11 protein-coding genes are annotated in these 11,556 nt (G+C 70.1%); 8 read left to right on the top strand and 3 right to left on the bottom strand.

Features of this window, described 5'->3' with window-relative positions:
* Positions 1-20 precede the first annotated feature (20 nt).
* The 5 genes from gcvT to glyA all read left to right on the top strand — a co-directional run bounded on the left by gcvT (position 21) and on the right by glyA (position 5,781).
* Complete coding sequence (gene gcvT, locus P2T62_RS21405; RefSeq protein WP_276259052.1) at positions 21-1,133, top strand: glycine cleavage system aminomethyltransferase GcvT; 1,113 nt, start codon at positions 21-23, stop codon at positions 1,131-1,133.
* A 104-nt stretch (positions 1,134-1,237) separates the two neighbouring features.
* On the top strand, positions 1,238-1,612 hold the full coding sequence (gcvH, locus tag P2T62_RS21400) for a glycine cleavage system protein GcvH (RefSeq protein WP_276259051.1): 375 nt from the start codon (positions 1,238-1,240) through the stop codon (positions 1,610-1,612).
* Positions 1,613-1,626: 14 nt separating this feature from the next.
* Positions 1,627-2,985 carry an aminomethyl-transferring glycine dehydrogenase subunit GcvPA gene (gene gcvPA / locus P2T62_RS21395; RefSeq protein WP_276261652.1) on the top strand — a complete coding sequence of 453 codons (1,359 nt, stop codon included), beginning with the start codon at positions 1,627-1,629 and terminating at the stop codon, positions 2,983-2,985.
* Positions 2,982-4,412, top strand: coding sequence for an aminomethyl-transferring glycine dehydrogenase subunit GcvPB (gene gcvPB / locus P2T62_RS21390; RefSeq protein ID WP_276259050.1), 1,431 nt, complete (start codon positions 2,982-2,984; stop codon positions 4,410-4,412). The genes gcvPA and gcvPB overlap by 4 nt, the downstream gene beginning before the upstream one ends.
* A 118-nt stretch (positions 4,413-4,530) precedes the next feature.
* Entirely contained in the window at positions 4,531-5,781 is a 1,251-nt protein-coding gene (gene glyA / locus P2T62_RS21385) for a serine hydroxymethyltransferase (RefSeq protein WP_420028399.1), read from the top strand.
* A gap of 22 nt (positions 5,782-5,803) precedes the next feature.
* On the opposite strand, the gene P2T62_RS21380 is transcribed toward glyA, so the two are convergent.
* On the bottom strand, positions 5,804-6,250 hold the full coding sequence (locus tag P2T62_RS21380) for a universal stress protein (RefSeq protein WP_276259049.1): 447 nt from the start codon (positions 6,248-6,250) through the stop codon (positions 5,804-5,806).
* 102 nt (positions 6,251-6,352) lie between these two features.
* On the opposite strand from P2T62_RS21380, the gene P2T62_RS21375 reads away from it, so the two are divergent.
* Positions 6,353-6,994, top strand: coding sequence for an FAD-dependent oxidoreductase (locus tag P2T62_RS21375; protein WP_276259048.1), 642 nt, complete (start codon positions 6,353-6,355; stop codon positions 6,992-6,994).
* A 481-nt stretch (positions 6,995-7,475) separates the two neighbouring features.
* On the opposite strand, the gene P2T62_RS21370 is transcribed toward P2T62_RS21375, so the two are convergent.
* Positions 7,476-7,964: a DUF3592 domain-containing protein gene (locus P2T62_RS21370; RefSeq protein ID WP_276259047.1), complete on the bottom strand. Its 489-nt coding sequence runs from the start codon at positions 7,962-7,964 to the stop codon at positions 7,476-7,478.
* 224 nt (positions 7,965-8,188) lie between these two features.
* Between P2T62_RS21370 and P2T62_RS21365 the strand changes: the two genes are divergently transcribed.
* Positions 8,189-8,842, top strand: coding sequence for a hypothetical protein (locus P2T62_RS21365; RefSeq protein ID WP_276259046.1), 654 nt, complete (start codon positions 8,189-8,191; stop codon positions 8,840-8,842).
* 9 nt (positions 8,843-8,851) lie between these two features.
* On the opposite strand, the gene P2T62_RS21360 is transcribed toward P2T62_RS21365, so the two are convergent.
* Positions 8,852-9,643 (bottom strand): CBS domain-containing protein, encoded by a 792-nt coding sequence (locus P2T62_RS21360; RefSeq protein ID WP_276259045.1) that lies wholly within the window; start codon positions 9,641-9,643, stop codon positions 8,852-8,854.
* 142 nt (positions 9,644-9,785) lie between these two features.
* On the opposite strand from P2T62_RS21360, the gene P2T62_RS21355 reads away from it, so the two are divergent.
* Positions 9,786-11,540: a cbb3-type cytochrome c oxidase subunit I gene (locus P2T62_RS21355; protein WP_276259044.1), complete on the top strand. Its 1,755-nt coding sequence runs from the start codon at positions 9,786-9,788 to the stop codon at positions 11,538-11,540.
* The last annotated feature ends 16 nt before the right edge of the window (positions 11,541-11,556 follow it).

Here is an 11,556-nt window from a genome sequence, read left to right as displayed (position 1 = left end):
GACGGGCCGGGGTGACCGGGATGGCCACCGACGCCACGAGCGACGGGGCGACCCGCCGGTCGCCACTGCACGACCGCCACGAGACGGCGGGGGCCCGGTTCACGGACTTCGGCGGCTGGGACATGCCGGTCTCCTTCGACGGCATCCGCGCGGAGCACACGGCCGTGCGGACGACCGTCGGGAAGTTCGACGTCTCGCACATGGGCGAGGTCGAGGTGCGGGGGCCGGACGCCGGGTCCCTCGTCCAGCGGCTGACGACCAACGACGCGTCCGCGCTCGACCCCGGTGACGCACAGTACGCCTGCATCACCCGCGAGGACGGCGTCATCCTCGACGACACCGTCACGTACCGGCTGCCGGACCGGGCGGCGTACCTGTTCGTCCCGAACGCGGGGAACGGGGAGATGATGCGGGAGTGGTTCGCGGGGCACGCCGCGGAGTGGGGACTCGACGTCTCGGTCACGGACCGCACGGACGAGTACGCGATGTTCGCGGTCCAGGGGCCGGACGCACTGTCGCTCGTCGACGACCGGGCCGCGGCACCCGTCTCCGGCCTCGACCGGTTCACGGCGACCACCGTCGCCGTCGCCGGCGTCGAATGTACCGTCGCCCGCACCGGGTACACCGGCGAGGACGGGGTCGAACTCCTCGTCCCGTGGGCGGCGGCCGAGCGGGTCTGGACCGCCCTCGAGTGCCAGCCCTGTGGCCTGGGTGCGCGGGACACCCTCCGGCTGGAGGCTGGGCTCCTGCTCTCCGGGCAGGACTTCCACCCCGAGGACGAGCCCCGGACGCCGGTGGAGGCGGGGCTGACGTTCGTCGTCGACCTCGACACCGACTTCGTCGGCCGCGATGCGATCGCGGCCCAGCAGGAGGACGGCCCGGCCGAGCGGCTCGTCGGGTTCGAACTGACCGAGCGGGGCGTCCCGCGACACGGCTACGACATCCTCGCGGACTGGGAGCGCGTCGGGCACGTCACCAGCGGGACGATGAGTTCGACGCTGGACGTCCCCCTCGGCTTCGGGTACGTCCCGGCCGAGTACGCCGACGAGGGCCAGCATATCGCGGTCGACATCCGCGACGAGCCGGTCCCCGGAGAGGTGGTGAACCGGCGGTTCCTCGCCCGGCGGGAGTAGCCGCGTCGGAGCACAGCGCGACCGAACACGACAGCCCGGGGCGGCGGCCCGGGACGGCAGCGGACGGCGGCGGCGCGGACAGCGAAACCGGACACCGAAAGCACATGTTCGACGTACCAGCGGACAGACGATACGCGGAATCGCACGAGTGGGCACTCGAGACGGACGGAACGGTGCGGGTCGGTATCTCCGACTTCGCGCAGGACGAACTGGGCGACATCGTGTTCGTCGAACTCCCGGACGTGGGGCAGGCGTTCGCGGCCGGCGACGCCTTCGGCCTCGTGGAGTCGATCAAGGCCGTCTCGGACCTCTACACCCCGGTCGAGGGCGAGGTGGTGGCGACGAACGACGCCCTCCTCGACGCGCCCGAACTGCTCAACGAGGACCCCTACGGCGACGGATGGCTCGTCGAGCTCGGGACCGACGCGTCCCTCGATGGACTCCTCTCGCCCGAGGCGTACCGGGAGCAGATCGAATGACCGACCAGCAGTCCATGCGCCGGGGACGGACCCCGCCCCGGCACCGGGAGACCGAGGCGGGCTCGCCGTTCGCGCCACACACCGCCGCGGAGACGGCGGCGATGCTCGATGTCGTCGGCGTCGACGACGAGGCCGACCTCTTCGACATCCCCGGCAGCGTCCGGTTCGACGGCAGTTTCGACATCCCGGCTCGCTCCGAGGCTGCGATCCGGGCGGAGATCGACACCATGCTCGGCCGGAACGACGACCTGGTCGAACTCCTCGGGCGGGGCCACCACGCCCACTACGTGCCCAGCGTGGTCGCACACCTCTCGGACCGCTCGGAGTTCCTGACCAGTTACACGCAGTACCAGCCGGAGGTCGCGCAGGGGTTCCTGCAGGCCTTGTTCGAGTACCAGTCGATGCTGGTTGAGCTGACCGGGCTCCCGGTGGCGAACTGTTCGATGTACGACGCGGCGACGGCGCTGGGCGAGGCCGCCACGCTCGCGAGTCGCGTGCGCCAGACCACGGGGACGCGCGTGCTGGTGCCCGAGCATCTCCAGGAGGGTCGGCGCGCGGTGCTGGAGAACTACGTCCGGGGGCAGGACCTCACGGTCGAGTCGTATCCGATGGCCGACGGCAACGCCGACCTGGACGCGCTCGCAGAGCAGGTCGACGAGGAGGTGGTGCTACTGTACGCCGAGAACCCGACCGTCCGGGGCTGCATCGAGGAGTCGCTGGCCGACCTCGGGACGCTGGCCGACGAGCACGAGGCGCTGTTCACGCTGGGCTCGGACCCCGTCGCGCTCGCGCTGCTCGAACCCCCGGCCGCGGTCGGTGCGGACATCGTGGTCGGTGACTGCTCGCTCGGGCTGCCGACGGCGTACGGGATGGGGCTGGGCCTGTTCGCCTGCCGGGAGGAGTTCCTCCGGCAGGTCCCCGGCCGGCTGGTCGGGGCGAGCGAGGACGATGCCGGCCGGCGGGCGTACACGCTCACGCTCCAGACGCGCGAACAGCACATCCGCCGGGAGCGTGCCACCTCCAACATCTGTACGAATCAGGCGTGGGTGGCGCTCCGCGCGGCGATGCACGCCGCGTGGCTGGGCCCGGACGGGCTGGTCGACCTCGCCGAGTCGGGGGTCCGCCGAGCCCGGTCCGCCGCCGCTCGTCTCGACGAGGTCGCGGGCGTCACCGCGCCGGTCCACGACCGCCACCACGTCGGCGAGTTCTGCGTCCGGACCGAGCGCGCGGCCGATGCTGTCGCGGCCGACCTGGAGGCGGCCGGCTACGCCGTCCACGTCGTCGGCGAGCACGACCTGCAACTCCGTGTCGCGGGCCTCCCCGACGACGTGCTCGACGGGGTCGCCGAGGCGCTCGCGGAGGTGGCCCGATGACGTACGACCAGGCGCGCTTCACCGGAGACGGGGTGTACGAGCCGCTCCTCTCGGCGAAGACGAGCCGGACGGTCGATCCGGGCGCCGATAGTGACCTCCCGGAGGAACTGACCCGTGACGAACTGACGTTCCCGTCGCCGTCCGAGCCGGAACTGGCCCGCCACTACACCCGGCTCTCGGAGATGAACTACGGCGTCACGACCGGGCCGTACCCGCTGGGATCGTGTACGATGAAGTACAACCCGCCGTTCACCGAGGACGTCGCCGCACACGAGGCGGCCGCCGTGCATCCCGACAGGTCGACGCGGAGCACACAGGGGGTTCTCGAGCTGCAGCACCGGCTGCAGGACTACCTCGGGCGCATCGGCGGGATGGACGCGGTCACCCTCCAGCCGCCCGCGGGCGCGGCCGGGGAGTTCACGGGTATCCGTCTCGCGCAGGCCTACCACGAGCACAACGACGAGGGACACCGCGACGAGGTGATCGTCCCGGAGTCCGCGCACGGGACGAACTTCGCGAGCGCCGCCCTGGCGGGGTACGATGTCGTCTCGCTCCCGTCGGGCGAGGACGGGCGGGTGGACCTCGACGCGTTGGAGGCGGCGCTGTCGGAGGAGACGGCGGCGCTGATGCTGACGAACCCGAACACGCTGGGCCTGTTCGAGCGCGACATCGAGCGTGTCGCGGAGCTGGTCCACGACGTGGGCGGCCTGCTCTACTACGACGGGGCGAACCTGAACGCGCTGCTGGGGCGTGCCCGTCCCGGGGACATGGGCTTCGACGTGATGCACTACAACGTCCACAAGACGTTCGCCACGCCCCACGGCGGCGGCGGCCCCGGCGCGGGCCCGGTCGGGGTCGTCGAGGAACTCCGCGAGTTCCTGCCCCGCCCCCACGTCCGGCGGGTCGACGGCGAGTACGACCTCGTGGACCCGGCCCACTCCATCGGGAAGGTCCACGGCTACCAGGGCAACTGGCTCGTCCTCGTGAAGGCGTACGCCTACATCGCGCGCCTCGGAGACGAGGGCCTCGCCGATGCGAGCGCGAAGGCGGTGCTGAACGCGAACTACCTCGCCGAGCAGATCGACTGCGAGGTACCGTTCGGCCCGTTCCACCACGAGTTCGTCGCGAGCGCGGGCGACCGCGACGCCGCGAACGTGGCCAGGCGGATGCTGGACTACGGGGTCCACCCGCCGACGACGAAGTGGCCGGAGATCGTGAGCGAGGCGCTGATGACCGAGCCGACCGAGGTGGAGAGCCGCCGCACGCTCGACCAGCTCGCCGACGCCTTCGACCGGTCGCTCGGGGACGACGAGGCCACCCTCGCCGACGCCCCCACCCGGACGGCCGCCCGGCGCATCGATCAGACGAGTGCCGCCCGGAACCCCCGGCTCGCGTGGCACGACCTCGACGAGGGGGGTGGCGGATGACCGACCACCGAGACGGTAGTCGGTCCCCGAGGAGGTCCCGACCGACCGACGCGACGAGGTCCCGACCGACCGACGCGACGAGGCCCCGACCGACCGATGCCCGACAGCCAGACCTCGAATGATGTTCCAGGACGAACTCTCGACCGCTGACCCGGCCGTATCGCAGGCGCTCGCCGACGAGCGCCGACGCCAGGAGACGACGCTGAGCATGATCGCCAGCGAGAACCACGCTTCCCCGGCAGTCATGGAGGCCCAGGGGAGCGTGCTGACGAACAAGTACGCCGAGGGGTACCCCGGGTCGCGCTACTACGGCGGCTGCGAGCACGTCGACGAGGTGGAGCGGCTCGCCATCGAGCGGGCCCGGGAGCTGTGGGGTGGCGACCACATCAACGTCCAGCCCCACTCCGGCACACAGGCCAACATGGCGGTGTACTTCTCGGCCCTCGAGCCGGGCGACCGCATCCTCTCGCTGTCGCTGTCGCACGGCGGCCACCTCAGTCACGGCCACCACGTCAACGTCTCGGGGCAGCTCTACGAGGTCGAGCAGTACGAGGTCGACCCGGAGACGGGGCGCATCGACTACGACGCCGTCCGGGAGCGGGCCGAGGCGTTCGACCCGGATCTGGTCGTCAGCGGCTCGTCGGCGTACCCCCGTGAGTTCGACTTCGACCACATCGACGGCATCGCCCGGAGCGTCGACGCGCTCCACCTCGCCGATATCGCCCACGTCACCGGGCTGGTCGCGACCGGCCTGCACGACAACCCCGTCGGGACGGCCGACTTCGTCACCGGGAGCACGCACAAGACCATCCGCGCGGGGCGGGGCGGCATCGTCATCTGCGAGGAGACGCACGCCGACGACCTCGACAGCGCCGTCTTCCCCGGGTCGCAGGGCGGGCCCCTGATGCACAACATCGCCGGCAAGGCCGTCGGCTTCGGACAGGCGCGCTCCGAGGACTTCGCGGCCTACGCCGAGCGCGTGGTGGAGAACGCGTCCGTGCTGGCCAGCGAGCTCCGCGAGCGTGACGTCTCGCTCGTCTCGGGCGGCACGGACAAGCACTTCGTCCTCGTCGACCTCCGGGAGTCGCACCCGGAGCTGACCGGTGCAGACGCGGAGACGGCGCTCAACGACGTCGGCATCGTGGTGAACAAGAACACCGTCCCCGGGGAGACGCGCTCGCCGTTCGTCACCAGCGGCGTCCGCATCGGGACGCCGGCGGTCACGACCCGCGGGTTCGGCCCGGCCGAGATGACCGAGGTCGCGGAGACGGTCGTCGCGCTGCTGGACGCGCCGGACGACCCGTCGGTCGCAGCCGACGCCCGGGCGACCGTCGAGCGGCTCTGCAGCGAGCACCCGGTCTACGAGTGAGCAACGCGGGAGCCGTCCGGCCTCAGTCCTCGGCCGTGGCTGCTGGCGGAACGACGAGGACGGGCCGCCCGGCGTTCACCAGCACCGACTGGGTGTCGCTCCCGAACAGGAGCTTCCCGACGCGGGAGCGCTTGCCCAGGCCGACCACGATGGCGTCGGCGTCGAGATCGGCCGCGACCTCGACGACGCTGGAGACGGGGTCACCGGTGGCGTCCGCGAACTCGACGGAGTAGCCCGTCTCGCGGAGCGCCTCGGCCGCGGCGATCGCCGCCGGATGCCGGTCCGTCGGGTGCTGCTCGCTCGGTGGCGGCGTCTCGACGAGATCCGTGGTGTCGGTGGTCTGCCCGGCGAAGGCGTGGAGGACGGTCACCGTACTCGCGTCGGTCGCGACGGACAGCGAGGCCACGCTCGCTGCCTGTCGACGTGCCAGTTCCTCGTCCTCACCGACCGCGACCAGTATCCGGGCCATGACAGCACTTCGACGGCGCTCCACTTAACGCCCGGGGGCCCTCTCCGGCCCCGTCCCGGGCATCGACACAATAGCTAAACCCCCGGCTATCGATGCAGCCGTATGGACACAGCAGAGGCGAGCGTCGATGCCGTCAGAGACATCGGTTCCGGCGGTGTCGCGGTCGACATCACGACGCCGGCCGGGTTCGCCGCCCAGCCCGGACAGTTCGTCAAGCTCACCGCCACCGTGGACGGGGAGGAGGTCTCCAGCATCTACACCATCTCCTCGCCGACCGTGGAGCGGACGTTCGAGATAACGGTCGACATCGACCCCGAGGGCGCGCTGGGGCCGTGGCTCGCCGACGGCCGCGAGGGCGAGCCGGTCGGCGTGAGCGGTCCCTTCGGCAGTGCCCACTACGAGGGCGAGGGGTCGGTGGTCGTTCTCGCGGGCGGTCCCGGCATCGGCCCCGCGCTCGCCATCGCCGAGCGTGTCGTCTCCGAGGGTGGGTCCGCGGCCATCGTCTACCAGGACGACGAACCGTTCCACCGCGACCGACTCGACGACCTCGAACGGGCGGGGGCGACCGTCCGCGTCCTCGCCACGGACGAGGAGCTGACCGGGCCGGTCCGGGACGCCGTCGCCGACACGAGTGCCGAGCAGGTGTTCGTCTACGGGTTCGGTACGTTCGTCGAGGCCGCCCGCGGCGCACTGGAGGCCGCTGGTGCCCCGGCGAGCGACGCCAAGGTCGAGAACTTCGGGTGAGCCACCCCGTGCGGACGCCGGGCCGAACCGGACCCCTGTCCGGCCTCCCCGTGCCGGCGGCACCGTCGGGCCGGCCCGGCACTGCACTCTCCTTCCACCCGTCCGTGAGGTGCCCGTGCGAAACTGATTTATCTATTTAGAATACAATTATTGTAGTATATTCGAGATAATATCTCAAAATTACCGTTTTCAAATCTACAAAAGGGTGGATATGGAGTCTATTACGGTATAATCTCTGAAAACAGTTGTAAATACGGTATCTTCTCGGGTTTGGTTCGTAGGTAGAGGGGGTCAAATACATCGGAACGAAAGGTCCGAGTAGGACATTTATCGGGCCCGTTCAATCCGGGTACTCGATCCGTGATTATAGATACTTCTGTCGAATCGTGGTAGGGGCTCGCCGCGATGGCTCCGGCCGTCGAGGCCGTCCCGCTCGCCGGCGGGGCCGGTGTCGCGTGCTCGGTCGAGCGGTGGTGTCCCGTCACCCGAGGTTCCGCAGCGTGGCGACACTGCCCAGGAGCGCCAGCACCAGCCCGATCCCGACGAGCAGGAGCGGGGTGTTCGAGACGCGGTTCTCCAGGAACGCGTCGTCCGGGTCCGACGGGTCCACGTACGCGGTCGCCGTCGTGTTCGGTTCGTACGCCGAGACGACATCCCGGGCGGCGGATTCGGTCTCGTACTCCGGCGTGACCGACCCGGGGAACACCTCGGTCCCGGTGTACGCGGTCCCCTCGAAGCTGTACTCGTACCGGACGGTCGGCTCGAACTCCACGTCGGCGCTGCCACCGGGTGACGTGGTCCGCTCGACGCCGACCTCGACGATCGTCGCCTCAACCTCGACCGCGTTCTCGACCGCGTCCGTCTGCTGGACGTAGTCGTACCCGCCGTAGCCGACGAGCGCGAGCGCGACGACGACGAACAGCACCGACTTGACGACGCTGTCCGGGCCGTTCACCGAGAACTCAGCCATCCCGGGACCCTCCTGCTGGGTGCCGGAGACGACGAGCGGGCGGTCGCGGCGACGCGTGGGGGAGGGGGGGCGACATCGGCGGGTGGTACCACGCCACCGGAATGGGTTTTGTGGACTCCCGGCGGCAGCGGCCGATGGCCACGGCCCCGACCGGCGCCCGGCGGGGGGTGTCGCGGCCCCTCGGAGCACAGGACTCAACCGGCGGGCGGCACCAGCCCTCGACCGTGCCCTCCAGCACCGATCACGCGACACAACCCGCCCTCGACCGGGATGTCCTCCGACGGTACCGGTGGGTGCAACGCCTCTCCCGAATCGGGATTGCACTGCTCCTGGGCGTCGTCGCGGGCGCGCTCTCGACGGTCGTCTCGACCGGGCTCGTGCTCCTCTCGGTCCTCCTGCTGGCGGTCGCGCTCCTCATCCCCGTGTTCGGGACGGCCGGCGGCGTCGAGCTCCGGACGGACGCCGACCCGGCCGCCGTCCGCGACGCCTTCACCGGAGCGCGACCTCCACCGCTGGCGCCACAGTGGGGTCTCGCCGACGAGGTCCGAACGGCGGAGTCCGGCGCTGTCTACGAGTTCTCGGCACTCCTCGGGCTGCAGACGTACGAGATGGTCGTCGAGAGCCGCGCCGTGGACGGCGGCGACCATGCGGACGCGCTCTCGCTGACGGTGACCCTGGACGACGGGGATTGGGCGACCTACGAGGTCGAGACCACCCCGACCGACGACGGGAGTCGGGTCCGGATCGAGTGGGAGAGTCACCGCCGCTTCGGCCTCCGACAGCTCCCGGTGCGCTGGGCCGCGAAGCGGTACCGCGACCGCCTGCTCGCCTCGCAGGGGTACGTCGTGGTCGACCGGTGGGACCGAGGCTGGGTGTAGCGCCCGCCCTCACCCCAGGACCCGTCGCAGCCAGTCCGCGATGTCGCCCGCGTCCCGTGCGAGGCTGTATCCGAGGTAGAGGAGCCAGCCGATGTCGACGGGGGCGAGGAACCGCAGGTCCTGCGAGAGGTAGATGACGAGTCCGGGGAGGCACGCGAGCGCCGCGCTGAACAGGCTCGCGGCGAGCATCCCGTGGACGATGCGGCGACCGAACCGCGTCTGCTCGGCGAACGCCGCGTCGAGGTGGACGGGGTTCTCGTCGCCGCTGATCCGCGCGAACGCCGCCACGTCGTCGTCGTCGACCACCTTCGAGAACCGGGCCCGGTCGCCCACGGTGAGTCCCTCCGGGCCCTCGTCCTGGTACTCGTAGTGCCAGTCGTCGCGGTCGGCATCCGGGTGTGGCTCGACCCGATGGAGGACACACTGTGGCAGGTAGGCCGACAGTTCGGTCACGGACACGAGGCCGACCAGCCGGTCGCGCTCGAGTACGGGGAGCTGGTCGATACCGGCGTCCCGGAGTTCCGCGGCGACCTCGACGATGGACGTATCGTCGTCGACGGTCCGGACCGGCGCGGTCATGCAGTCGGCGACCGAGTGTTCGGCGACGTCCGCGCCCGAGGCCAGGAGATCGACGAGGTCCGAATCGGTGAGGATGCCGACCACCGCGCCGTCGTCCTCGACGACGACCGACCCGATGCCGTGGCTCCGGAGCTGCTCGATGGCCTCGGACATCGGCGTGCCCGGCGAGACGCTCACGATGTCGTGGACCATCGCCTCTCGAACGGGGACGGGGACGACCATACGCGAGGGGGGCGCGTCAGAGGTTCAAGCCCCGGCCGCGCCCGCCGTCGCTGCTGGGCGGCGGGCACGAGCCTCGGGGGCAAGGCACCCCCCGAACATGTTCCCGGAAACCCCCTTTACCGCCTGCCGGACACGCCGTAGTATGGCGATTGGCGCAGTCTCCCTCGCCTCCACGCTCGTGATGGGGGTCCTTCTGGTGGTCGTCGGTAGCCTGCTCAGCCGTACCGTGACGTGGCGCTCGTACACTCCCGGCGGCGGTTTCGTCGTCGGGGACCGGCGCGAGCGCGACCACCGTGAGAAACCGACAGGAATCGCGCGCTGGCTCACGACTGTCGATCACAAGGATATCGGTCTCATGTACGGGGTCTTCGCGGTACTCTCGTTCGCCTGGGGTGGTGTCGCGGTCACGCTGATGCGGACGGAACTCGTGACGCCACCGGCCGACCTCCTCGACCCGGCGCTGTACAACGCACTCCTGACGAGTCACGGTATCACGATGCTGTTCCTGTTCGGGACGCCGATCCTGGCGGCGTTCTCGAACTACATGATCCCGCTGCTCATCGGGGCCGACGACATGGCGTTCCCTCGCATCAACGCCATCGCGTTCTGGTTGCTGCCGCCGGGAGCGCTGCTCATCTGGGGTGGGTTGCTCCTCGCGCCGCTCAACGTCGGCATCGAGGGGGCACAGACCGCCTGGACCATCTACACGCCGCTCTCGGTCGAGCAGTCGAACCCCGGCGTGGACCTGATGCTGCTCGGGCTCCATCTGACGGGCGTCAGCGCGACGATGGGCGCCATCAACTTCGTCGCGACCATCTTCGTCGAGCGCGACGACGAGGTGAACTGGGCGAACCTCGACATCTTCTCGTGGACGGTCCTGGTCCAGTCGGTGCAGATCATCTTCGCGTTCCCGCTGCTCGGAAGCGCGCTGGTCATGCTGCTGCTGGACCGGAACTTCGGCACCACGTTCTTCGCGGTCGACGGTGGGTCGCCGATCCTCTGGCAGCACCTGTTCTGGTTCTTCGGCCACCCCGAGGTGTACATCCTCGTCCTGCCCCCGATGGGGCTGATCAGCTACATCATCCCGCGGTTCTCCGGGCGGAAGCTGTTCGGCTTCAAGTTCGTCGTCTACTCGACGCTCGCGCTCGGTGTCCTGTCGTTCGGCGTCTGGGCCCATCACATGTTCAGCACGGGCATCGACCCGCGTATCCGGGCCTCGTTCATGGCCGTCTCCATCGCCATCGCCGTCCCGAGCGCGGTGAAGACGTTCAACTGGATCACCACGATGTGGAACGGGAGCCTCCGGTTGCGGGCGCCGATGCTGTTCTGCATCGGGTTCATAGCGAACTTCGTCGTCGGCGGCATCACCGGCGTGTTCGAGGCCGCCGTCCCCGTCGACCTAGTGCTCCACGACACCTACCACGTCGTGGCGCATTTCCACTACGTCATCATGGGCGGCATCGCCTTCGCCGTCTTCGCCGGTGTCTACTACTGGTTCCCGCTGGTGACGGGTCGGTGGTACCAGCGGACGCTGGCGAAGTGGCACTTCTGGCTCACCATGGTCGGGACGAACGTGACGTTCTTCCCGATGATCATGCTCGGCTACGGGGGGATGCCCCGGCGCTACGCGAGCTACGAGCTGTCCGTCGGTCCCGTCGCGTACTTCACGGACCTCCACCAGCTCGCGACGCTCGGCGTCTACCTGCTCGTCGCCGGACAGCTCATCTTCCTCTGGAACGTCGTCACGTCGTGGCTCGAGGGTGTCGAGATCGAGAGCGGCGACCCCTGGGACCTGGCGGAGCAGGGGCTGTTGACCCGGGAGTGGCGCTGGCTCGACCGGCGCCGGGAGCCGGCCCTGGCGGACGGCGGTTCCGAGGACGGGTCGGCGGACGAGTAGCGGCGAGGTCGAACGA

The sequence above is a fragment of the Haloglomus litoreum genome, from assembly GCF_029338515.1.
In the GTDB taxonomy this organism is placed as follows: domain Archaea; phylum Halobacteriota; class Halobacteria; order Halobacteriales; family Haloarculaceae; genus Haloglomus; species Haloglomus litoreum.
Note: the sequence above shows the minus strand (reverse complement) of the source record. Positions and strands in the feature narration are given on the sequence as shown.